This is a genomic window from Marinoscillum sp. MHG1-6, from assembly GCF_024714475.1.
Lineage (GTDB): Bacteria > Bacteroidota > Bacteroidia > Cytophagales > Cyclobacteriaceae > JAMZMI01.
The window spans coordinates 784639-809640 of sequence record NZ_JAMZMI010000001.1 but is presented as its reverse complement, the minus strand read 5'-3'; the positions used below and the strand labels follow the sequence as shown (position 1 = coordinate 809640).

General features: G+C 43.7%; 17 protein-coding genes. 6 read left to right on the top strand and 11 right to left on the bottom strand.

Going from position 1 to position 25002, the window contains the following annotated elements:
• Positions 1-3: 3 nt before the first annotated feature.
• From NXR94_RS03535 to NXR94_RS03515, 5 genes are all read right to left on the bottom strand, one after another.
• The gene (locus NXR94_RS03535; protein WP_258103193.1) at positions 4-1458 is read right to left on the bottom strand and encodes a TrkH family potassium uptake protein; all 1455 of its coding nucleotides are present in this window, start codon (positions 1456-1458) and stop codon (positions 4-6) included.
• A 1-nt stretch (position 1459) separates the two neighbouring features.
• Positions 1460-2800 carry a Trk system potassium transporter TrkA gene (trkA, locus tag NXR94_RS03530; protein WP_258103192.1) on the bottom strand — a complete coding sequence of 447 codons (1341 nt, stop codon included), beginning with the start codon at positions 2798-2800 and terminating at the stop codon, positions 1460-1462.
• 117 nt (positions 2801-2917) lie between these two features.
• Positions 2918-4282 carry a sodium:alanine symporter family protein gene (locus NXR94_RS03525; RefSeq protein ID WP_258103191.1) on the bottom strand — a complete coding sequence of 455 codons (1365 nt, stop codon included), beginning with the start codon at positions 4280-4282 and terminating at the stop codon, positions 2918-2920.
• Complete coding sequence (locus tag NXR94_RS03520; protein ID WP_258103190.1) at positions 4282-4875, bottom strand: arylesterase; 594 nt, start codon at positions 4873-4875, stop codon at positions 4282-4284. The genes NXR94_RS03525 and NXR94_RS03520 overlap by 1 nt, the downstream gene beginning before the upstream one ends.
• A 75-nt stretch (positions 4876-4950) precedes the next feature.
• The gene (locus tag NXR94_RS03515; RefSeq protein WP_258103189.1) at positions 4951-5217 is read right to left on the bottom strand and encodes a hypothetical protein; all 267 of its coding nucleotides are present in this window, start codon (positions 5215-5217) and stop codon (positions 4951-4953) included.
• A 149-nt stretch (positions 5218-5366) separates the two neighbouring features.
• Between NXR94_RS03515 and NXR94_RS03510 the strand changes: the two genes are divergently transcribed.
• A complete protein-coding gene (locus NXR94_RS03510; protein WP_258103188.1) occupies positions 5367-6500 on the top strand; it encodes a hypothetical protein in 1134 nt (377 codons plus the stop codon).
• On the opposite strand, the gene NXR94_RS03505 is transcribed toward NXR94_RS03510, so the two are convergent.
• A complete protein-coding gene (locus NXR94_RS03505) occupies positions 6497-8170 on the bottom strand; it encodes a glutamine--tRNA ligase/YqeY domain fusion protein (RefSeq protein WP_258103187.1) in 1674 nt (557 codons plus the stop codon). The genes NXR94_RS03510 and NXR94_RS03505 overlap by 4 nt on opposite strands.
• Before the next feature lie 210 nt (positions 8171-8380).
• On the opposite strand from NXR94_RS03505, the gene NXR94_RS03500 reads away from it, so the two are divergent.
• The gene (locus tag NXR94_RS03500; RefSeq protein ID WP_258103186.1) at positions 8381-9076 is read left to right on the top strand and encodes an FKBP-type peptidyl-prolyl cis-trans isomerase; all 696 of its coding nucleotides are present in this window, start codon (positions 8381-8383) and stop codon (positions 9074-9076) included.
• 66 nt (positions 9077-9142) lie between these two features.
• Here NXR94_RS03500 and NXR94_RS03495 read toward each other — a convergent pair whose 3' ends face one another.
• Together NXR94_RS03495 and NXR94_RS03490 are read right to left on the bottom strand one after the other, a co-directional pair.
• On the bottom strand, positions 9143-9766 hold the full coding sequence (locus NXR94_RS03495) for a rhomboid family intramembrane serine protease (protein WP_258103185.1): 624 nt from the start codon (positions 9764-9766) through the stop codon (positions 9143-9145).
• Entirely contained in the window at positions 9766-10740 is a 975-nt protein-coding gene (locus NXR94_RS03490) for a polyprenyl synthetase family protein (RefSeq protein ID WP_258103184.1), read from the bottom strand. The genes NXR94_RS03495 and NXR94_RS03490 overlap by 1 nt, the downstream gene beginning before the upstream one ends.
• A gap of 488 nt (positions 10741-11228) precedes the next feature.
• Here NXR94_RS03490 and NXR94_RS03485 point away from each other — a divergent pair, with 488 nt between their 5' ends.
• On the top strand, positions 11229-15872 hold the full coding sequence (locus tag NXR94_RS03485; RefSeq protein ID WP_258103183.1) for a pectinesterase family protein: 4644 nt from the start codon (positions 11229-11231) through the stop codon (positions 15870-15872).
• A 76-nt stretch (positions 15873-15948) separates the two neighbouring features.
• On the opposite strand, the gene NXR94_RS03480 is transcribed toward NXR94_RS03485, so the two are convergent.
• Positions 15949-17097 carry a cytochrome-c peroxidase gene (locus tag NXR94_RS03480; RefSeq protein WP_258103182.1) on the bottom strand — a complete coding sequence of 383 codons (1149 nt, stop codon included), beginning with the start codon at positions 17095-17097 and terminating at the stop codon, positions 15949-15951.
• Positions 17098-17282: 185 nt separating this feature from the next.
• Between NXR94_RS03480 and NXR94_RS03475 the strand changes: the two genes are divergently transcribed.
• Both NXR94_RS03475 and NXR94_RS03470 read left to right on the top strand, forming a co-directional pair.
• Positions 17283-19697 carry a T9SS type A sorting domain-containing protein gene (locus NXR94_RS03475; protein WP_258103181.1) on the top strand — a complete coding sequence of 805 codons (2415 nt, stop codon included), beginning with the start codon at positions 17283-17285 and terminating at the stop codon, positions 19695-19697.
• A 149-nt stretch (positions 19698-19846) separates the two neighbouring features.
• Positions 19847-20287, top strand: a complete 441-nt coding sequence (locus tag NXR94_RS03470; RefSeq protein WP_258103180.1) for a cupin domain-containing protein — start codon at positions 19847-19849, stop codon at positions 20285-20287.
• A 15-nt stretch (positions 20288-20302) separates the two neighbouring features.
• On the opposite strand, the gene NXR94_RS03465 is transcribed toward NXR94_RS03470, so the two are convergent.
• Entirely contained in the window at positions 20303-21253 is a 951-nt protein-coding gene (locus tag NXR94_RS03465; protein ID WP_258103179.1) for an NAD-dependent epimerase/dehydratase family protein, read from the bottom strand.
• 202 nt (positions 21254-21455) lie between these two features.
• Here NXR94_RS03465 and kbl point away from each other — a divergent pair, with 202 nt between their 5' ends.
• Positions 21456-22643 (top strand): glycine C-acetyltransferase, encoded by a 1188-nt coding sequence (gene kbl, locus NXR94_RS03460; RefSeq protein WP_258103178.1) that lies wholly within the window; start codon positions 21456-21458, stop codon positions 22641-22643.
• Between the two features lie 178 nt (positions 22644-22821).
• Here kbl and rnr read toward each other — a convergent pair whose 3' ends face one another.
• Complete coding sequence (gene rnr, locus NXR94_RS03455; RefSeq protein WP_258103177.1) at positions 22822-24996, bottom strand: ribonuclease R; 2175 nt, start codon at positions 24994-24996, stop codon at positions 22822-22824.
• Between the last annotated feature and the right edge of the window lie 6 nt (positions 24997-25002).

The window sequence follows — 25002 nt, the reverse complement described above, 5'->3', positions numbered from 1 at the left end:
TCGTTAATTCGTTTTCCAAAAATATGGGCTAAACAATATTAGTACGGTAAATAACTCCAGGCGACCAAGCAACATCAGAAAAGATAGTAGCCACTTACCTCCGGAAGATATGCTCGCAAAGTTATCCACCGGACCCACACTACCAAGCCCCGGACCTATATTTCCAAGACAAGTCGCCACCGAACCTACGGAAGTATTAAAATCAGCACCAAGCGCCCCCATAACGGCAGATCCTACTCCGAAGATCATTATATAGATCATCATGAAAGCCAGAATATTGAAGGTGATTTCTCTCGAAACTGCTCTTCCATTGAATCTTACAGGGATAACGGCATTGGGGTGTAGTTGTCGTTTGAGCTCCAGAAAACTGTTTTTGACCAGTATGATGTGTCGAACAATCTTTACTCCTCCAGCAGTAGAGCCTGCGGATGCTCCAAAAAACATCATCATGAAGAACAACAAAGTAATAAAAGAGGTCCAACTCGTGTAATCAGCTGTAATATATCCGGTAGTCGTAATCACCGACACTACCTGAAAGGCAGCGGTTCGAAAGGATTCCTCCACAGGCCCACCCAACAGGTAAATTCCCACAGCCACCACAAGGGTCAACACTACGCAGAAGGCCATGTAAAATTTGAATTCATCATTTTGAAAAACCTTTTTAAACTCCCCATGTAGAGCAAAGTAGGTCATGGTGAAGTTGGTCCCGGCAAGGAACATGAAAGCTATAATGACATATTGAATGAAAGGGGAAGTATAAAATGCGATACTGGCATTTTTAGTAGAAAATCCTCCGGTCGCCATGGTCGTCAAAGCGTGATTGATGGCATCATAGAAGGTCATCCCCCCCAGCCATAGCAACACGGTTTCTCCGATGGTTAATCCTAGATAGATCATCCAAAGCCTTTTAGCCGTTTCTTTGATCCTTGGCTGCAATTTATCAGGCGATATACCCGGCGCTTCTGCTACAAAGAGTTGCATCCCTCCAATACCCAAAAAGGGCAGAATGGCTACCGTCAATACAATGATTCCCATTCCCCCAATCCACTGGGTCAAACTTCTCCAAAAAAGTATCCCCTTATGTACAGATTCAATGTCCGTCAGAATGGTAGCACCAGTAGTTGAAAATCCGGATATTGTCTCAAAGAAAGCATTGGTAAGATCCGGAATAGTACCACTAAATATATAAGGCAATGAACCAAAAAAGGACATCGTCAGCCAGCCCAAACTTACAACCAAATATCCATCCCGCTTCTTAAGCTCCTTTACCTGATTTTTCCTGGTAAGAAAAAAGATGATCAGCCCAATTGCCAGAGTAAGTAATCCGGCTCCAAGTATAGATAGCAGGTCTCCCTCCCCATAAAAAATTGAAAAGGGCAGGCACAAAAACATAAACGCTCCGTTCATTATCAAGAGAATGCCCAGAATGTTTAAGATGACCCGGTAGTTTAAAAACATATTATTTGAAGAAACTCTCTACGGTATGAATACAATCAGCCTTGGAGAGTACTACCACTCGGTCTTTCTCCTCAAATTTGAAATTTCCTCTTACCGTATATCCGGTATCCCTTCTTATCACTCCTCCAATGATGGCTGTTTTAGGGAAGTTCAGGTTTCGCAGTTCGTGTTCCAGAATTTTCGACTTTGGTTTAACCTCAAATTCGAGAATTTCTGCGTCCACACCGTGCAAACTGGTCAAACTCAGCACTTCTCCTCTGCGAATGTATCGGAAAATGAAGTTCGCCGCAATCAGTTTCTTGTTGATCATCGTATCTACCCCAATACTCTGCGATAAATGGATGTAGTCTATATTCTCAACTGCCGCGATGGTCTTTCTAACACCATTTTTCTTCGCTACCAGTGAGGCGATGATATTCGTTTCCGAATTTCCTGTCACCGCAATAAACGCATCCATACGGTCAAGGCCCTCATCCTTAAGCAAGTTGGTATCCCGTACATCACCATTGATCACCATCACATCAGGTAATTCATCTGCGAGCGTAAAGCATTTTTCCTTATCCTTCTCAATAAGTTTGATCTTGTACTTTTTGCTCAGCTGACGTGCAGCATTGATCCCGATCTTACTCCCGCCCAGGATCATAATATTTTTAATCTCGAAACGCTCCTTGCCTGCCAGTGACATCACCCGATCGATGCCGCTTGGCTCCGCAATGAAATAGGCATGGTCTTCCTTACTGAATTTATTTTCACCATGAGGAATGATTGTCTCATTCTCCCTTAATATGGCAATTGTGGTAAAGTTATGGTCCGGATTCAGGTAGGCCGTTTCTGTCAGGGTCTTATCCTTCAACTCTGAGTTTTCGTCAACTGTAATTCCAATCAAGGATAGTTTACCCTGCTCAAACTCAAACGTATCCGTCATAGCAGATTGTTTGATTAGCCTCTTGATCTCCTTGGCCGCCAGTGATTCTGGTGAGATGATCTCATCGATTCCAAGATGTTTTAATCCCAGCTTTTCTCGCTGCTGTAAAAACTCGATGTTGGAAATACGAGCCACCGTTCGCTTGGCTCCCATACTCTTGCCGATAATGGCGGTAGTAATGTTGGTCTCCTCACTGGAGGTTACCGCTATTAGAAGTTCAGCTTTAGCTACAACTGCCTCATCCAGTGTCCTAACGGAGGTAGAGCTTCCCTTGATCGTACTGCAATCCAGGTTATTGGAAGCATTTTCGAGGACTGCACTATCCTGGTCTATTAGGATGATGTCTTGCCCTTCCTGAGCTAAAAGCTTGGCTAGATGAAATCCCAGGTCTCCTGCACCTGCTATGATTATTCTCATTTTGTCTGCCTAGTCCTTGTTGGTGCGACAAATATAAGACAAAGAGACCCGAGCCCTCCAAACATTTCGACCATTAAAAACATATCTTGGTTGAACAGGGAAATTATCCACTTAATCCTACGTTTTTTCTCCATTAACCCCCTGAAAGTATTGCTTAGCTGCCAATCTGACTTTGGGAGCAAGCAAAATCGCCGATATCATAGTAGGGAAAGCCATGAGGCCGTATGACATGTCGATAAAAGCCACGATAGCATCAAGCGTAGCAACTGCTCCCACAATGATCAATGCAACGTACCAGAAATTAAAATACTCACCTATCCTCGGACCAACCAGAAACGAAAAACATTTCTTGCCATAATACCCTAAACCAAAAATGGTAGTGATGGCAAAAATCACCACACAGAGCAACAGGATATAGGGGCCGATCACTGGCAAACTTATCTCAAATGCTTTGGCTGTGAGTGTAATGCCATTCAGGTCTCCAGACTTCCAGGCATCCGTCACCAAAATTGCCAATCCGGTCATCGTGCAAATAAGCAAAGTGTCAATCGCCGGCCCTAACATCGCCACCAGCCCTTCTCTCACCGGTTCCTTGGTTTTGGCTGCCCCATGCATGAGTGGAGCCGTACCCACTCCGGCTTCATTGGAAAAGGCCGCTCTCCTTGCCCCCGTCAGGATCAATGCTCCTACCATCCCCCCCATCGCTGCCTTCGCGGTGAAGGCATCTGTTACGATCAGAACAAGTGACGACCACAATTCTGAAAGGTTCATTAAAAGAATTACTATAACACTCCCTACATACAGCACCACCATAGACGGAACCAAGCGCGAAGCAACACTTCCGATTCTGGTTACTCCCCCGAAAATGACCAGTGCAATTAGAATAGCTATTAATATACCCATAATCAGATCAGCATAAAATCCGGTCTCGAGTCCCATGGGGATCAATACCACATCTTTGATGGCATCAATGGTCTGGTGCGTTTGAAATATAGGAGTCGCTCCAAATGAACCTACCACAGCAAAGAAAATGGCCAGGGGCATCCATTTCTTTCCCAATCCCTCACTGATAAAGTACATTGGACCTCCCTGAACCTGCCCCGCTTTGTCTTTTCCCCGATACATCACGGCCAGCGTACAAGTGAAAAATTTCGTTGCCATTCCAAAAAAGGCACTCACCCACATCCAAAAAATTGCCCCCGGGCCTCCGGTAGCAATGGCGACAGCCACACCAGAGATATTACCCATGCCTATAGTAGCCGCTAAGGCGCCTGACAACGCCTGAAAATGATTGATCTCACCGGGATCATCCTTATCATCATATTTTCCACGGAGCACGTTAATCGCATGCCCAAGATACCGGAAGGGGAGGAACCTTGAATAAACCATAAAGAAGGTACCACCTCCGAGCAACAGGATCAACAGAGGAGTCCCCCAAACGAAGTTGGCAGCAGCGACAAAAAACGACTCCAGGTTGTCCATTAAGGCTTGAATTTTTCAATAATTGGTCTGAGGAAAGACCAGACATGGTCTGCAATGACCACATGGCCATCTGCTGTGGGATGAATGCCATCTTCAAAGTTAAGCTCAGGTACGCCGCCCACTCCTTCTAAGATAAAGGGGATAAAATACGTTTTATTGTCTTTTACTAATTCTTTATAAAGTGACCGAAATCTAATACGATAATTTTCCGGCATCTCAAGTGGCATCTCCATTCCGGCCAAAATAAGAATGACATCAGGGTTTCGGTCCTTAACCTTATTAATGATCTTTTGAAGATTGGCCTTGCAAATTTCCAGATCCAATTCGCGTAGACCATCATTGGCACCCAACTCCAACATGAAAATATCAGGCTTTACCCTCAGGGCCTCATCGGCCCGATCCAGACCATCACCAGTTTCGTCTCCGCTAACCCCTTCATTGATCACACGAAAGTCATAACCCAATTGCCTGAGCTTTTGCTCAATCAAATAGGGAAACGCATCGGTGCGCTCCAACATGTAGCCGTCGGTGATACTATCACCAAAAAACATTAAAACCGGTTGCTGATTATCTGATACTGAAGATTGCTCCATTATTTATTTCATTCCTAAATGCAGGAAGCAAAAGTAATGTGCGCAGCTATATCGCCCGGCATCATTAATCCCTGATCATTCTTCATACCAAACCCTCAGTAGTTGATACCACTGTGAACTGGATTCTCCTCCTGTCCACAATTCCGTATCGTGACTCCCCTCCTCCTCACTGTCGTGAATATTTGGGAGCACTACCGTCTCCACATTGATCACCTTAATATTGTTTTGATTGATCCAGGCATTAAGGGTGGATAGCACCTCATCGAAATTCTGAATTTTACCAGATTTGAACATTCCGCCCTTTGTTTTTTCAGGGACAAAATCTTTTGACAAAATAGGCATGGTGTTGTGAATTTGTTCGAATGAATTTAACCAATTTTTATTTAATTAATTTGCGTTTCACCTTGAACACCGGGTTGCCTTATCAGAAAGATTTTATTAATTGGCATTATTTCTGGTCAGGGTAACTTTAACAACCAAATAGAAGCACTATGAAAAGAATACTTACCATCTCCTTTTTAGCACTGGTTATTGTGATGGCCGGATGTGTTACAGGCAAGAAGGCACTGGAAAAAGGATACTATGATCTGGCTGTTACCCAAGCCATTAAAAGATTGAAATCGAATGATGATAGCAAAAAGGCTACAGCCACTTTGAAAAAGGGCTATAACCTGGCTTTGGATACTCACCTGGATGAAATCAACCGGGCCTCTGCTTCTTCTGACCCGATGAAGTGGGAGATCATGGCCAATAACTATCGTGCGATCAATAATATGTACGATGCCATCAGAAGATGTCCGGCGTGTCTTGATATTATTCCGAATCCACAGAGATATGATAACGAGCTCTCCAATGCGCAAATGAAGGCTGCGGACGAGCGATACAATCTCGGGATGCAGGCCATGGCACAAAAGGAAAATAGACTCAAGGCCCTTGAAGCACATGAGCACTTCAAGGTGGTCAAAAATATGGTGCCTCGCTACAAGGACATCGACGATAAACTGGACGAATCACTGTTTTTCGCAACCTTAAAAGTATTGGTGGATCCAATTCCAAGTCCTTCCAGATTTCTGGAAATCAAGCACGAATTCTTTGTCAATAAGATCAATGAATACTTACACCACAAGCCGATCAATGAATATGTGAGGTTCTACACAGCCGAAGAAGCCAATGCTCAAAATTTGCAGTTTGTGGATCACATTATTCACATGGAATTTGACGAATTCAGCCTTGGTAATGTCTTTAGAGAAAACACCATCAGAGAGATCAGAAGAGATAGTGTTGTCGTAGGGAAGGTTGACGGAAAAGATGTGATCGGAACAGTAGAAGCTAAGATGAAAGTGACTGAAATTGCCATAACCGGTGGTGGATTGCTGGACTTCAAAATATTAGATAACCAGGCTAATAAAATTATCACCCAGGAAAAAATGCCAAGTCAATACACCTGGAGAACCTCCTGGGGAACTTTTGAAGGAGACAAGCGTGCTCTTAGCGAAGAGGATTTGGTTATTGTAAACCGTACCGAAGTAGGTCCTCCATCACCACAGATCATGTTCGAGGAGTTTACTGCTCCGCTCTATGATCAGGTGATCAGTAAGATCGTAAGTTATTACAGGGGGTTTTAATTACCCCCCTTTTTTTGCCAGTCATCTCTAAGCGTGATCGTCTGATTGAAAACCAGATGATCCGTGGTAGAGTCCTCATCTACACGGAAATATCCAACACGTTCAAATTGAACCTGATCACCAACATTCGCAGATTTCAGTGAGCCCTCCAGCATAGCACGGCTGTTGATATTAAGTGAATTTGGGTTGAGGTAATTCTTGAAATCATCATCGATGTCATTGAGATTTTCTGTCATGAACAGACGATCATATAATCTGATCTCAGCATTGATCGCATGTTTGGCACTCACCCATCCTAAAGTTCCTTTGACCTTTTTACCGGATGTATCCTCGCCACTCTTGGTTAGTGGGTCGTACTCAGCGTAGATCTCTTCTATTTCACCATCATCACCTTTTTTGAAACCAGTACATTTGATGATATACGCGTACTTCAATCGTACCTCGCGGTCAGGACCCAATCGGAACCATTTCCTTGGGCTCGGAGGATCTTCTTTGAAGTCCGCTCTATCGATATAAACTTCTCGTGAAAAAGGCATATCTCTTGTGCCGGCAGACTCATCCTCAGGATTATTTATCGCCTTCAGGGTCTCTTCTTTATCTTCGGGCCAGTTGGTGATGATCAACTTCACAGGATCGAGAATTCCCATTACCCGGTTGGCCTTCTTATTCAAATCGTCTCTTACCGCATGTTCCAATAACGCCACGTCAATGATCCCATCTCTACGGGCAACTCCAATGCGCTCAGCAAAATTTCTTACCGATTGTGGTGTAAAACCACGTCTGCGAATACCGGAGATCGTTGGCATACGTGGGTCATCCCATCCCGACACATATTTTCCTTCAACCAACTCGAGTAATTTTCTTTTACTCACGACCGTATAGCTCAGGTTCAATCTCGCAAACTCAATTTGTCGGGTAGGGAATATTTCCAGCTCCCTGATCAACCATTCATATAGCGGACGGTGTACTTCAAACTCAAGCGTACAAAGGGAATGTGTTACCTGTTCGATGCTATCAGACTGCCCATGAGCAAAATCATAAGACGGGTAAATACACCACTCGCCACCTGTTCTGTGATGATCGACATGCTTGATTCGGTACAGAACAGGGTCGCGCATGTGCATATTCGGCGAAGACATATCAATCTTTGCCCGCAATACTTTCTCCCCATTCGCATATTTACCTGCCCGCATATCCTGAAAGAGCTTTAGATTTTCTGCGGCCGTTCGGTCTCTGTATAAACTATGTTTCCCGGGAATTGTAGGTGTACCCTTGATCTTATTGAATTGATCCTGCGTCAGGTCATCCACATAGGCTTTGCCTTTCTCGATCAGCTGGCAAGCGAAGGTATAGAGCTGCTCAAAATAATCAGAAGCAAAGTATTCACCATCCCACTTAAAACCCAACCATTCGACATCTTTCCGGATGGAGTCAACATACTCAACATCCTCTTTCTCAGGGTTGGTATCATCAAAGCGCAGATTACATTTTCCATTGTACTCTTCGGCCAGACCGAAATTAAGACAGATGGATTTGGCATGACCAATATGCAGGTATCCGTTCGGCTCTGGTGGGAACCTTGTCTGTATCGATTCATGCTTCCCTTTGCTCAGGTCATCCTCAATAATCTGCTCGATAAAATTGAGTGAAGTCTTTTTCTCCGTTTCCATTTCTGTCTTTCAGTTTTGCAACCACAAATTAATATAGATTTTCAATCACCACAGAAACAATTTGGGATAAACGAAGCACGGTTGTGACAGGGTGAAATTATTAAGTTACCTTCGCAGGAAATTGTAAAAAACAAAGGCATTCTTGACGGTCAAACTGTCAAAATGGAAATGGTGACTAAACACCAAGTGATTGTTAAACCGAAAAACATTATGAAAAATTTAAATTTCGTTCTTGTGCTGGCTGCGTCTGCAATGATCGCAAGTTGTGCCCAGTCAGGAGGAGGATCAACCAAACTTTCTACCCTTGCTGACAGTGTGAGTTACAGCTACGGAGTGCAAATTGGTAAGGACATCAAAAAACGAAAAGTAGAAGGCATTAATGCGGACGTTCTTGCTCAGGGAATGAAAGATGCAATGGCCGAGGAGGGTGAACTTAAGCTTACTGAAGAACAAATGAACGCTGCTTTCCAGGCATTTGATGCTAAGGAAAAAGAAAAGCAGGAAGCTAGAAACGCTGAATACAAAGCTGAAGGTGATGCATTTCTTGCACAAAATGCTGAAAGAGAAGATGTGCTGACAACTGCTTCAGGCCTTCAATACCGAATCATCAAAGAAGGTACCGGTGAAAGCCCGGCTGGCACAGATCAGGTAACCGTGCACTACACAGGAAAGCTAATGGATGGAACTGTTTTCGATAGCTCAGTAGAAAGAGGTGAACCTGCAACATTCCCACTTAACAGAGTGATCCCGGGATGGACTGAAGGCCTTCAACTTATGAAAGCGGGTGGTAAAGCAGAATTGACAATTCCTTCAGATCTTGGTTATGGTCCAAGAGGTGCGGGTGCGGATATTCCACCAAACGCAGTATTGATTTTTGAAGTAGAACTACTTTCTGTTCAGAAATAACAAAAATAATAATCAGTTCAAAAGAGCCATCCTGAGGAATTAGGATGGCTTTTTTAATGTCTGAACTTATCCAAAGGGACGGTAAGAAAGTATCTGCTCAATAAAGGAGCCGCCGGCCTCGGGATATACGATCAGGGCAAAAATTAACCCATAGATCGCTCCATAAAGGTGAGCCTCGTGATTGATATTATCGCTCATATTCTTACCCTGATAATAAGAATAGATCACGTAAAGTGCTCCCAACAAAAAGCCCGGGATACATAATATCGCATAAAGACAGATGTCATTAAGAGGAAAATAGAGTATGCTGGCAAAGACCATCGCAGAGACGGCACCTGAAGCTCCCAGACTATTGTACATGGGATCATCTCTCTTTTTATAAGCCACTGGAAGATCTGATATAATGATCGCTGAAAGGTAAAAGATGACATAAACGATCGTTCCGGAATCTCCCAAAAGCTGCCCAAAAACCTGTTCGACTACCATTCCGAAAAAATAGAAGGTAAACATGTTGAAACCGAGATGAATATAGCTGCCATGAAGAAATCCGGATGTAACTAACCTGAAAAACTGGTGCTTATGAAAGACCATGTAGGGGTTCATTAACCCCTTTTGAAAAATGTTGGCATTGTTGAAAGCGGCTAAACTGATAGCTACAGTAACAATAATGATGATGAGGGTTACTGACATTAGGATTCTCTGTTAATAAGTGATGAGGCAAAAGTCTTTAATTGTGATTTACCGTCCGGCTCAGCATCAAGTCCATCCAGAATCCGGAAGGCCTGATCAAAGTATTGATTCATTTTTTCGGTGGTTTGTCCTTTGATATCTAACTGATCATATATCGACCTGACAGCATCAACTTTTTCTGCTACGACATAATCCTCCTTACCAAGCCAGCTCTCTAACTCCTGCTTCTGAATACCATTTGCCTGTTCCAGCGCCCTGATCAATAAATATGTCTTTTTGTTCGAAACGATATCACCTCCTACTTGTTTCCCAAACTTCGACTGGTCTCCATATACATCCAGCAGGTCATCCATTAGCTGAAATCCCAGACCCATGCTTACGCCAAAATCACAAATCCTCTTCCGGTCAGCTTCTTCAAATCCAGCGAGCAGTGCGCCCAACTCCAAACTGAACCCTAACAAAACTGCCGTTTTCAAACGGATCATGTTCAGGTACTCCTCTACTTGTACAGTATCCTGAGTTTCAAAATCCATATCTATTTGCTGCCCTTCACAAACCTCTACGGCGCAGCGATTGAATAATCTCAACGCCTCTGGTAACACTTCATTAGGTATGTTCAATAGCAAATCATACGCCTTCACCAGCATGGTATCACCGCTTAGGATAGCCACATTTCTATTCCACTTCTCATGCACCGTTGGCTTACCTCTTCTTAAGGGTGCTTCATCCATGATGTCATCATGCATCAAGGTGAAGTTGTGAAACACTTCCACTGCCACAGCAGGTGAAATGACTGCTTCAACATCCTTATGTTTCAATTGATACGCCATCAAAACCAGCAAAGGCCTCATTCGTTTTCCTCCCAGAGACATGATATAGCTAATCGGATCGTATAGATCCTTAGGTCGTTCCCCAAAATGTAATTGGTCAATTTCTTGCCTGATCAGCTCCTGAAGCTCTGGGATGGATTTCATTCGAATAGTTTAAGATCGCAATCTTAAGGAAAACCGAATAATTAGTCTAGTGTTTGAGGCTGAGAAAGGAAATGAGATGCTTGTTGAAAAAGATCCATCATTTTATGAAATCATCAATTCAGCGGTATTTAAGATTTTTATTTTTTCAATATTATTTGCGCAATCGTTTGCTTTTAGCAAATTGTTTTGACTTTATTTGTGATTCCTTAGTTGGTTCTGAGGTGCATTAATTGTTGTTTAACCCATCGCCAAATGCAGAGAACAACCCAAAATGGCAGGCTTTCCAGTCTACTCACGGCCTTTTTATGTAAAGAGGTCAACTACTTGGTTTATACAGGACTCCATCACCGGGCCCCTCCCTGAATCATTCCTCATAATGATTCAAGAGCAATTTCATTGGAAATCGCGCAGCCATTTCAGCGCCTAACCGACGCTAACCATCTGCTTATTAGCATTTCCAATAATCAACATCAAACATCTATTATACTATGAAAAAAATTATCCAACTATTTGGCTTATGCCTGTTGTTAGCAGCGCATCTGGTCAAAGCAGATTACACTGATTCGGTCAGCTATGATTTTAGGGACGGAACCATTATCAGTAACCAGGTCAGTGAGGACGGTAAACTCACTTTGAGTGGGGCTTATTCACATCATGGCACCACCTACGGACTCAATTTAAAGGTAAATCAAACTATATCGATTCAGGTTAGCGGCAGTTGTCTCGTTCGATTTATCGGTTCACAATACTCTTCTCTTGATTTGAAGGGAACAGCTTTCACCGATGGAGATTTGGGAACTCAGGCTACGCAAGTTGTCAATGACCTCTCAGACACTTATGACTTCGTTTATTCAGGCCCCGGTAACACGCTAACTTTTACTGCAGTACTCAACAGTGATGGTGGGGGTAGTGATATTTATTTGCCGAAAATAGAAGTGATTCCGGCACAGGCTGGAAAAGATCCGGCGATGCCTGACTATAATGTCCCGTACTATTTTGATCTAAGGGATGAAAGTATCTATGCATCAGGTGCTGGCAACCACGTAGAATCGGGATTAATCATTCTTGATGCGGGATGTTGCAATGGACTTTCTTTAAATGGTTCCCAACATGGAATTACCTTCAAGACTGGTAATACAATCACACTTCAAGTAGCTGGAAACAGCTACATCCGGATTGCCGGAGATCAGTATTCAAATGCTGATGCAAGTTCAATATCAGCTTCCAGTTCTACGGGAACCTTTGACATTGCATCGCTCAGTAACAAAACGGATATTACTTATCCGCAAGGGACAGATGGGGGACCCTGGGTTGAGTTTCTGTATTTAGGGGATACAGGAACTGTAGTGCTTACAGCGAATACAAGCACCAGTTATATTCCATATCTTGAAGTTTCCCCGGTGCCGTTTGATGTAGTGCCATGGGAGCAGAAATCTGGTTCTGTGAATATCAATGGAACGGACATCAACTTTACCGCAGGGGCCGATGAAGACAGCGATCCCACCGTTACGGTGTCCAAAGGTCACGTGACATCATTAACTCTGGAAGAAGCTTCTATAAGGATTGATCTTGGCGGAGCTGCACTTTCCTCTTTCACTCCCGTGGTTTCGGGAGACGTGGAGTCAGCAGCTATTGATGGAAACATTTTGACACTGACGATGGTGAATGCAGGAAATTCAAATCCGGGCTCATATGCAATTGAAATTATAGATGGCAGTATTGTTGATGTCTGGGATTTTGGAGCAGAAGTAGTTCCTGACACTGGGTCCACCAAGTTTAAAAACTGGTTGGATTCGGCAACTATTAATGCGTGGTATGATGGAGCGATTACACCCGGTACAGCTGGCAATGTGATGCCTACTACATTCACATCAGGAGTCTTCACGTGGACTGGAGGCACCAATGACCGACTGAGAACAACCAACACCAGTTTGACCAGATATGATGCAAACACCAAAGGAGAATTCGCGGGTAGATTATATATCAATAAGAATCCGGCGCCTGACAGACGTTTCACTGTCGAATTAAATAAAGACGATGAATTGGAACTTTGGATGTATGCAGAAAATGCAGATGGGGAACTGCATTTTCAGTTTGCAGATAGTGCGGCGCTACAGGATGATATAGCAAGCGTTCCTATTAGCACGGTAACAGAGGTCAATTTTGTAGCCAAGTATGCCGGATCATATTATATCTATGATGCTGTGGCCAAGCCTAGCTTCATGAGAATTTATCGCAAAGATGCCACCTATGTAACCATAAGTGGGACAGTTGATGAAACAAACGCCTCTGGAATTCCCGTAGGATACTCCATCGAGTTTACCAATCAGGATGGAAATTCAACGTCGACGGTTGTGAATGCTGGAGCTTATACTGTGAGCCTTCCGGCTGGTTATTCTTATGATTTAAGCCTTATAAATGCGAATGGTTTCGTGATAGAAACTGGAGCCACATTGGAGGTAACTTCCAGCACTACCACTCATGATTTGGCTGTGAAGCAAATTGCCCTTAATACGGTGACGGGAAATATCACAGGTTTAGGAGGTGCCATTTCCAATCTCACTTTGATTTATACACCTGATCCTGCGGCTGAGAAAATATTTGTTCCTGAACCAGTCATTAATACAGATTTGTCCACTTACAGCGTTCAGTTGGAGCCCAACGTTCAGTATACCATTTCGGCAGAAGGAGTTAATGATTTCGAAATTCCGTCAAATACCATCACCATAACGGCTGATGGCACAGCCGATGTGGCCTTTTCATCAAAAACGACCTATGATGTAACCATTACTGCTGAAGGTTTGTCGGAAGCTCAGTTGGGAGTTCTTAATCTGACATTCACCAACCTCCATGAAGATGGCTATGTCTATAATTTCAGCTCCCTCAGTGGAATTACACTAAGAGATGGAACATATACGGTGACCAACTCGGGATTGGATGACTACCCGGTCGAGCAGGCGCTTACCTCCAATCTAACAGTAAATGGGGCCAATGTTTCAAAGACAATTCCTTTCGTCCCTGTAAAAAAATGGACATTTGATGATCCAAAATTGAATGGACTCAGTTCGCACAAAGGCTTATTGTTTACAGGAAACATTGGTAGTGAGCCAGCGAAATCTCACCTAACCGCCAAACCCGGAGCAACCATCAATATCCCCGTAGAAGCTGGGGATAAAATAACTATGTACTACTACTACTCTGCTGCATTCAGCATCGGTGGTGGGGATACAATTGTTACCAGCTCAGGTTCAACATCACTTATCGAATCAACAGATTTTATATACGAAGGAGCCGAGGCAGGTTACGTTGAGGTGGTCTTTGGAACAGCCGCCAGCACCTCATATATTACTGATATTGTCATCAATGATGTGGTTGCTCTTGTCGCAGATATCACTGTTGGTGACGGCAAGGATTATGAAACAATCAATGCTGCTCTTGACGCTATTCGATCAATGGATCGCCCTAACGATGAGCGGGTCACGGTATGGATCGATGCAGGTAATTATGAAGAAATGCTTGTGATTGACATGCCAAATGTGACATTGAAGAATGCTGCCTCCAATCCGACAATAGGACTGCTAAACAAGGGGGTTGATATCACAGATGGTGCAGTAAGAATCACTTCATACTATGGCCATGGTTACAATTATTACAGCATGGGGACAGACCAGAAATGGCATGCTGATGTATTAGCTGTAAATAATGAAAATGGTTATACCAACTATGATAATACGGGTTCCGGAACGACTAATGGTTCATACTGGAACGCTACGGTAGTTGTTTTTGCAAGTGGCTTTGAAGCAGATAATATCATCTTTGAGAACTCCTTCAATCAATACATTTCGCTGAAAGAATCTCAGGATGTGGTGGTTGAAAAATCTGATGGCAAAGGCACAAGGCCAACAGACTATGGCAATACTGCAGTTCAGAATCGTTCCTTCGTGGAAAGAGCCGCCGCTCTATCAATTGGCAATAATGTCGATAGAGTAGTTTTATACAATTGCCGTGTTGTGGGTCGTCAGGATTCATTCTTCGGTGGAATTGGTTCAAGAGTAGCCATCTACAGAGGAGCTTATATGGGAGCCGTAGATTATATTTTTGGTGGGATGACTGCCGCATTCTACAAGTCTGATCTTGTCATGAACGTATCAGATGTGAGTGGAGATGCATCCTATCTTACCGCTGCACAGCAGGGAGGAGGAAGAGGATTCCTCATGTACGAATGTAATGTAACTTCTACCGAGCCTGGTATTGAGACAGCATCTACATTCAGAGCCAAGCCCGGGTATTTTGGTCGTCCATGGCAAGCCAACACCAGTGAAGTTGTTTTCTATAAAACGAACGTTGAAACATCCGATTACACCGGTTCCGAAGGGTTGTCCCTGATTTCACCGGCCGGTTGGAATAATTCACTTGGTGGCACATCTCCGTACATGTACGAGTATGGTACCAATGAGGAGTCCGGCATTGATAATTCATCCAACAGGGCTGATTGGTCCACGGTGCTCAGCGAACCAAAACTTACGGATGGAACGGACATCACGTTATTTAATTTTACCAAAGGCGATGACGGCTGGGATCCATTTCAGGATTTAATCGACAAAGACAGCACCCTTACCTCCTTAGCTGTAGCAGAGGGGACCCTAAGTCCTGCTTTTGACCCAACCACCTCCAACTATAGTGTCGAAGTGCCATTTGGTACAACCGACCTAAACATCACCGCCAAGGCTTCAAGCAATTATGCCACGGTTTCAACCAGCGAATACACAAGTTTACCAGCAAATATTACCATAACCGTGACCTCAGAATCCGGCAGTACTATGGAATATATGATCTCCGTCTCTGTTGCTGATGAGACACTGGGAAATGATCTTATTAACGATGACTTAATAATCTATCCGAACCCGGTAGCAACCAATGCGACATTATCTTATTCAGTCAGGCAGGATGGCAATATTAACATCTGTTTACTGAGTCTCAATGGAGCAATTGTTCAGAAACTTCTGAGTGAACCAATGAAAGCCGGTAATTACGATTTGAACATCGATGCACGAAAGCTTGATGCCGGACTGTACATTATTCAGATGAAATCTGCTTCGGAGACCAAATCTCTAAGATTGATAGTTAGGTAAATTTTACTATATCCGATTCCATAAAAAACCCTGAAAGCATGCTTTCAGGGTTTTTACATTCAACCAACCCTACAGTTTAGAAAGGATCAGACCACCTTTCATCTGTAAGTACTTTTGAGCCCGATAAGGTTTTTATAAAAGCCACCAGCGCTGTGACTTCTTCATCTGTCAGGTTCAGTTGCTGACCATCCAAACGACGATCAATACCCTCAACGCCCTGCGGAATATTATTATAATGAGCGACAACCTCCTCCAGCGATTTCTTGCTGCCATCGTGCATTAGCGGACCAAGTAATTTGCCTGTATCATCAAATAACCCCCGAAGCGATGGCGCCCGAGTATTTGTGATATCCTGATCCTTTGTAAGCGATGTGATGATGCCATTGTTTCCTGTCAATGGATCAATATCAAATTCAGGTGGTCGGTGACATCCAGCACAACCTGCCCCTCCCTGGGGAGGTGGCATCATGAATAGGCGCTTGCCATCATTTTCCAATGGACTGTAATTTGGAAAGGCCATCCTCTCATCATCTACCCGTTCCATCCCCTGATCATATTTGCTGTCGAAAGACTGAATGCTTCGAATAAATTGAGCCAATGCATCCTGAATCTTTTCTTCAGTGATCTCAGTATCACCAAAAGCCTGGGTAAATAATGCCCCATAGAATTCCACAGAATCCAACCGCTCAATCAGGTCCCCAAAACCGGGGTCGCCATTAGTACCACTAAATCCCATTTCCGAATGATCCTGGATGGGTTTGGTGGTTTGATCCTCCAAAGATGCTGCCCGTTCATCCCAGAAGAATTTGACTTCATTGCTAAACCTTGAATTAATCAGCCGCATGGAGTGACGCCCGGTCAGTCCATTCACTCCTTGACTTTGCACCTGATCATCCCCAAACCCTTTGGATTGTTCATGGCATGAAGCACATGCGATCGTTCGGTCAGAAGACAGATTCTTATCATAAAAAAGCACCCTGCCAAGCATAGCACCCTCATTGGTAACCACATTTCCGGAAGTATTATCCTTGGTGATGTAGGCTGGTACCTGCTGCCCTTCATAGTCGAACATTGACAGTGAAAGTTGCCATCCATCTAACTGTGTGGTATCTGAGTCTATACCCAACTCCATTGAGTTATCCTCCAAATTTAATGATCCGAGTTCTTCACAGGAACATAAACTCAGGATCAGGTATGCAAGCGATAAATAATGCGTTTTCCCCATTCTATTATTCTTTTAACTAAAACGGGATAATGATCAAAGACCCTACCTCTCGCTGGTCGTGATGTCAAAACGCAGCTGATCTAACTGCCTAAAATTCAACCAACTGACTGATGATTTTATCGTTCTAAAGAATTACATTCGTAGAATTTAAATGACATCTATTATAACCCTTCGCCAAACTTCACATGAAACATTCTTTATGTATTCTACTTCTTGTCTGCATTTTTTTTCCTTCTTATGCGCAATCGATTGCTTTTACCGAGGCTCAGGGGTGGATTGAATCCGCCTTCGTCAAGTGGGTGCCGATAGAAAATGCTGATACCTACAATGTATATTATAGCGGAGAAGGGGTCACCGATAAGCAAATCGATGATCAGCTTATTCGCAGCTATGGCTCTTATTTTCGAGCCGATATCCCCGGACTAAAAGCCGGAAGATATACCATCAAGGTGGCCGCTGTTACTTCTGGTATTGAGGGCAGTCCAACTGAAACTGATAACCTTACGGTAACGGCTCATGACCGAACCGGCTTTTCCTTTAGTAATGGTCGCGTTCCTGGCGCTTACAAAGCCGATGGCACTCCTAAAAGTGGAGCTGTTGTACTTTACATTACTGAAAACACCAAAAATATCATTTCTATGGATGTTACCGGTGCTACGACCAACCCCTGTATCGGATTACAAACCATTCTGGATGGATTTAAGAAAGGGAAGGACAATCGACCCCTAATTATACGATTAGTTGGACAGATCACTGATCTCTCCTACATGCTCAATGGAGATGTAGTGGTTGAAAATGGAAACAACCCTTCAAGTTACATAACCCTTGAGGGCATTGGTGATGATGCTGTAGCCGATGGCTGGGGCATCAGAATCAAAAATGCAACGAATATCGAAGTACGCAATCTTGCCACCATGAACTGTAACAGTGGGGAAGGCGACAACATAGGACTCCAGCAAAACAATGACTATATCTGGGTTCATCACAACGATTTTTTCTATGGTGACGCAGGTGGTGATGCGGACCAGGCCAAAGGGGATGGTGCGTTGGATTGTAAAAAATCTACTTACGTTACGTTTTCATACAACCACTTCTGGGACACAGGAAAATCTAATCTTTTAGGGCTAAGCGAGGGGACTACCTCAGGTCTATATATAACCTATCATCACAATTGGTACGATCACTCAGATTCCAGACACCCAAGAGTGCGCTTTTACTCCGCTCATGTCTATAACAACTATTATGATGGTAACGCCAAATATGGAATCGGCTCAACAGAAGGATCATCTGTATTTGTAGAAGGCAACTATTTTAGAAATTGCAGATATCCGATGTTAACGTCAATGCAAGGCTCGGATGTTTATGACGAAGGTACAGGAGCCAATGATTACACCGACATGCCCACCTTCTCGAAAGAAGATGGAGGAACCATTAAAGCCTATAACAACTTTATGACCGGTCAGCGCCGATTCGTGGCATACGGTGACACCGACTACCCCAACGCCACAGTTGAGTTTGATGCCTATGTCACTTCAACGCGCAATGAGACACTCTCTAGTTCCATCACCTCAGCGTATGGCAGTAATACCTACAACAACTTCGACACAAATGGCAGTATTATGTACAGCTATACTGCTGATAGCCCTGAGCAAGCTCGTGACGAGGTGATTTTCTATTCAGGGCGTGTCCGGGGAGGAGACTTTGACTGGACCTTTAATAACGCCGTGGACGATGCTTCATACGATGTGAACAGTGCATTAAAAAACGCATTGTCCAGCTATCAAACAAGTTTGGTTTCTATTCAAGGAGATGGGGATGGAACAGGTAATAGCAGTGGTGGAGATCCGGGTGCTTCTGACGGCGGAGAATCCGGAGGGAGTTCTGGTGGAGGTAGTGGTAGTGAAATCACTGGTGACATCGTCCATAATTTTACCATTTCCGGTCTTTCCAGTGAATATTTTAGCATTACAGGAAATCTTTCTGATGCCAAAGGAACAGTAACCTATGGAAACCTTACTTTAACCCAATGCCTTAAAATTGAGTCTAGCACCACAGTGGATTTCACCACTACCGAAGAAGGCGAGCTCACCCTTGTCTTTAATGAAGGATTTTCCGGAAACATAAAAATTGATGGCGTCAGTCAACCGATAACCAATGGGATACTTACCTTGACGCTTGCAAGCGGAAGTCACCAAATCACCAAGGTGGATGTCGCTAACCTCTATCTTATCAGTATTACTTATAGCAGCTCAACGAGTGGAGAAAGCTCAGAAACAGAAGGAAGTGGGGGTGGAACAGAAGGTGATACTACAGGAGAAACTATCGATGGAGGGAATTCAGCTGATACCACAGGCACCATTACAGGCACCAAACCATCATCAATGGAACTCATCATCTATCCAAATCCCGTGGAATCATTCTTAAATATTCAGGTGACTGATAGGATCGACAATATTGAGATATATAGCCTTACCGGACGTTTGATTTGCAGATATGAAGGTGTTAATCTTATTGATGTTGACTTTCTTAACAGAGGAAGCTACCTGGTAAAAATTATGACCTCATCAGGCTCTATTCAAAAAATGATTTTGAAAAAATAAACATTGATGTAATGATTTTAAGAGGCCACTTGTGGCCTCTTAAATTTTATGGAATGACTATTCCGCTTCCTAAGAAGATTGTTTTAACCGCCTAAACCCTTTAATTTAAGTACGCAATTTGGGTCAACCTTGCCTAACACTTAGCAATCATGAAAACCTCATTTCTTGCCTTTATCTCAATATTATTCCTTTTGTCTTGCACTAGTAAGACAGAAACGACTTCGGAGCAGTCCACCTCAACCAATGTACCAATTGAGCAACTGAAATTATTGAACCTGCTACAGGATTCTCTTGAAATGGCCGAAGGGATTGAGGTGATTGTCAGCTACGTCGAAGTTCCTAAACACATGGCTTTACCTGTTCATTATCATCCGGGAGTTGAATACGCCTATATCCTTGAGGGATCAGGTGAGGTCTTTCTTGAAGGGGATAATAAAATGATTGTCAAAGCGGGCTACGCCGGGAAAATCCCTCTAAAAAGAGTTCATGGCTTTACGGCTTTGGACGAAGGAGCAAAAATGGTAGTCTTCCGCGTTCACGAAACAGGTCAGCCTCATCGCATTCTTGTTGAAGATCCGGATGAGCATTGATTTAAAGTCAACCATTTAGCTTACTACAATGGTGTCCTTCAGGTGACCAATCATCGTTTCCACTAATTCAGGCAATCCATATTCATGCCTCCAACCCCAATCGGCTCTGGCTTCTGAGTCATCAATACTTGCAGGCCAGCTATTCGCAATTTTTTGTCGGTAATCAGGTACGAACGTGATTTTAAAATCCGGGTAATGCTTTCGAATTTCTGTGGTGATGGACATCGGTGAAAAACTCATGGCGGCCAGGTTATAAGAGCTTCTGACCTTAACCTGATCAATAGGTGCCTCCATCAGCTCGATGGTCGCCCGTACCGCATCCTCCATGTACATCATTGGAAGCACGGTACCTTCCTCAATAAAGCACTCGTAGCTTTCTCTCGCGATAGCTTTATGAAAAACATGAACTGCGTAGTCAGTAGTTCCTCCACCGGGCATGGCTTTATAGCCAATCAATCCGGGGTAACGTAGACTCCTTACATCGACTCCATATTTCTGAAAATAATATTCACACCACCGTTCACCTGCCAGTTTACTAATGCCATAGACGGTATCAGGGTTCATAATCGTTTTTTGAGGAACATTTTCCTTGGGAGTGTCCTTACCAAAGACAGCGATAGAACTCGGCCAGTAGATCTTTTTCACCTTATTCCTACCGGCCTCCAATACGGTAAGCAGGCTTTCCATGTTTAGCTTCCAGGCAAATTTCGGATTGTCCTCGCCCTTTGCTGATAAGATCGCAGCAAGATGATAGACCTCTTTGATGTCATGGGTAGACAAAATTTCATGAAATCGATCCGAATCAAGAATATTGAGAGGTTCATAGGGGCCGTCCCCAACAATTTTTGGGGGTTCATTCTGAAGGTCAGTGGCCACGACACTATCCCTCCCCTTCATTGCTCTGAGTTTCAATGTCAATTCTGTCCCAAGTTGCCCGCAAGCACCAATGATCAAAATTTTGTCCATGGCGAATCCTTGTTTTACTCAAGGCAAAGTTCAATTTTCGAATTGATTAAACTGGTGCCGCTCATCAAATAATGCTCACCTTCACTTGCTTCTTCAACCGCTAAAAATGTCCTATTGTTCATCGGTCAACTAGTAAGCGGAAATCAACACCGCATCTATTACATTCGTAAGCATTGATGAGCCATAAGAAAACAACAGCATCATGTACACCTCTTTAAAATTAAAACTCCAAAAAGAACTTGAGGATATCAAGTCCGCCGGATTATATAAACAAGAACGTGTGATTGCCTCACCACAGGAAGCTGACATATCCCTTCAGGATGGTTCGCAGGTCATTAACTTCTGTGCGAATAACTACCTGGGGCTTTCCTCCCATCCCAAAGTGATCGAAGCTGCTAAAAAAGCCATTGATACGCACGGATATGGGATGTCCTCAGTAAGATTCATCTGTGGAACGCAGGATATTCATAAGGAGCTGGAACAAAGAATCTCCGCGTTTCTGGGGACAGAGGACACCATTCTTTATGCTGCTGCTTTTGATGCGAATGGTGGAGTTTTCGAACCACTTTTTGGACCGGATGACGCAATCATATCCGATTCGCTCAATCACGCCTCTATCATAGACGGTGTACGGCTATGTAAAGCCCAGCGGTATCGTTATCAAAATAATGATATGGCAGATTTAGAAGCTCAACTGATCGAAGCCAAGGATGCAAAGTGTAAAATCATTGTTACGGATGGGGTGTTCTCAATGGATGGAACCATTGCTCAAATGGATAAAATATGTGATCTGGCTGAGAAATATGATGCGTTAGTGATGACTGATGAATGCCACGCGATGGGCTTTATTGGTAAAACCGGTCGAGGCGTACCCGAATATCGGAATTGTGCTGATCGTGTGGACATCATTACAGGCACACTCGGGAAAGCTTTGGGAGGGGCATCCGGAGGCTTTACTTCCGGTAAAAAGGAGATTATTGAGATACTAAGACAACGCTCAAGACCTTACCTGTTTTCGAATACCCTGGCGCCTTCTATCGTTGGCGCTTCAATAGCAGTCATTGACATGCTAAGTGAAACCACTGAATTAAGAGATAAGCTCGAGGCGAACACAAAATATTTTCGTCAGGAAATGACCAAAGCAGGCTTTGATATCAAACCCGGAGAGCACCCAATTGTGCCTATTATGCTTTATGAAGCGAAAAAGTCCCAAGAAATGGCTTCGAGGCTATTGGATAAAGGCATCTATGTGATTGGCTTCTATTTTCCAGTAGTTCCTAAAGGGCAGGCCAGAATCAGGGTACAGGTCTCAGCGGTTCATGACAAATCACATCTCGACAAAGCGATTGCTGCTTTCTCGGAAGTTGGAAAAGAATTGGGGGTGATTTGAGACAAGGGGATTTAATAACAAAATCCTGCAAGCGACAGATTGCTTTATCAACTTAATTCCAAATCGTTCATTCGCAATGACCGTTCAATATCAAGTTTCATTGCGAACGAAGTGAAGCAATCGTTCATCCTAATCGTAGGACTTAGAGTGAGGTTCAACCCTCCCTGGAAGAAATTCTTTAGGCTTCCTTCTCATCCACCAAAAACAAATCGATCGTTCTGCGGTCAATGTCTGTTTTGACCACCTTGACCGTCAACTTATCCCCAAGCGTTATGATGCGTTTATTGCGCCTCCCAATCACACGGAAATTTTTCTCGTCAAATTCATAGAAGTCATCATCCATGTCAGCCATGCGGATCATCCCTTCGCATTTGGTCTCGATGATCTCTACGTAAATACCCCACTCTGTGACCCCGCTGACAATCCCGTCAAAGTCCTGTCCAAGCATGCTTTGCATAAATTCAACCTGCTTGTACTTGATTGAGGCGCGTTCCGCATCGGCGGCATTTTTCTCACGCTCGGATGAGTGAATACATTTTTTCTCATATTCGTCCACTTCAGGAGATTTACCACCTTCCAGATAATGCCATAACAGCCTATGAACCATTACATCCGGGTAACGTCTAATCGGAGAGGTAAAATGAGTATAATGGTCGAACGCCAACCCAAAATGTCCAAGTGGCTGAGTGGTATATTTTGCTTTCGCCATCGCACGAATGGCTAGAGATTCCAGCACATTTTGTTCCGGTTTGCCTTCGATGTCTTCCATGAGTTTATTAAGACTGCCGGACACATTACCATCCAGTTTCATCTTATGTCCAAACCGGGCGGCAAACTTCGAGAAGTTATCCAACTTCTCCGGGTCCGGATCATCGTGAGTACGATATACGAAGGTATTCGGTGTTTCCTTGGTGGCTTGCTTGCCCCATTTAAAGATATGTGTAGCCACTTCTCGATTGGCAAGAAGCATCCACTCTTCAATCATTTTGTGGGCATCCTTTCGGATTTTCGGAACTACCTCCAATGGTTTTCCCTTTTCATCCAATTTGAATTTGACTTCTGTCGTCTCGAAGTTCACCGCACCCTGTTTGAAACGCTTACCTCTAAATTTCTTCGCCAAATCATTCAGGATTTGTAGGTCTTCCGCATGATCCCCTTCACCTGTTTCAATGCGTTCTTGTGCCTCTTCGTAGGTAAAGCGACGATCAGAAAGAATGATGCTACGCCCGAACCATTTTCCTTTCACTTTACCTTCCTTGTCCACCTTGAACACCGCAGCGAAAGTCAGTTTTTCTTCATTGGGTCTAAGGGAACAAAGTCCATTTGACAACTTCTCTGGGAGCATCGGAATAGTACGATCAACTAAATAGACCGATGTAGCTCGTTGCAGCGCCTCTGCTTCAAGTATTGACTTTTCTTTCACATAATGAGATACGTCAGCGATGTGTACCCCTATTTCAAAGTCTCCATTATCCAAATGTTCAATTGATAACGCATCATCGAAATCCTTTGCGTCCTCAGGGTCGACTGTGAAAGTAGTCACAGACCGGAAGTCCCTTCTTTTCTCAAGGTCTTTTTCGGTAATTTCGGTTGGTATCGCTGCAGCTGCCTGCTCAACATGTTCCGGGAATTTGAAGGGCAAACCAAATTCGGCCATGATTGAGTGTATCTCAGCTTCATTTTCTCCTGCCTGTCCCAGCACTGCGGTCACATGCCCTAACGGGCTTCTATTCTTAGCGTCGTGCCAATTGTCAATCTTCACCACGACCTTGTCATTGACTTTGGCACCCCCTATTTTTTCGGGGTACACAAATATGTCAAAATGAACATTTCGATTGTCGGGTACAACAAAAGAGAACTTAGGTGAAATCTCTATCCTTCCGACAAATTCTTCTCTAGCGCGTTTCACGATTTCCGTCACCCTGCCTTCGGGCTTAAATCCGTGGCTTGCAGGGGTAGTCACCTGTACCTTAACGGTATCCCCATCAATCGCAAATTTGAGATCATTAGACTTTACATAGATATCCTGTTCCTGACCGGGAACCACGATATATGCGAAGCGAGGGTTCACATGATCCACCACTCCCTCAAAGGTTTCAGCTTCCATCGTACTGGTAAATCGACCGTCTGAGGTTCTTGAAATCTGATCGTTACGCTCGAGGCTAAAAAGCAGATCCTTCAATGATTCCTTCGATGCCTTGTCCCTAAGGTTGAGTTTTTTGATGAGCTGACGGTAAGTGAAGCTCTGACCCAGGTTGAATGCAAAAGTCTCTCGTAGATCGCTTTTGAGTTCTTTGATTTTAGACGTATTCGGTGACTTCTTTAATCCTTTTTTCTTTCTTTTTTTACTCATGAAGAG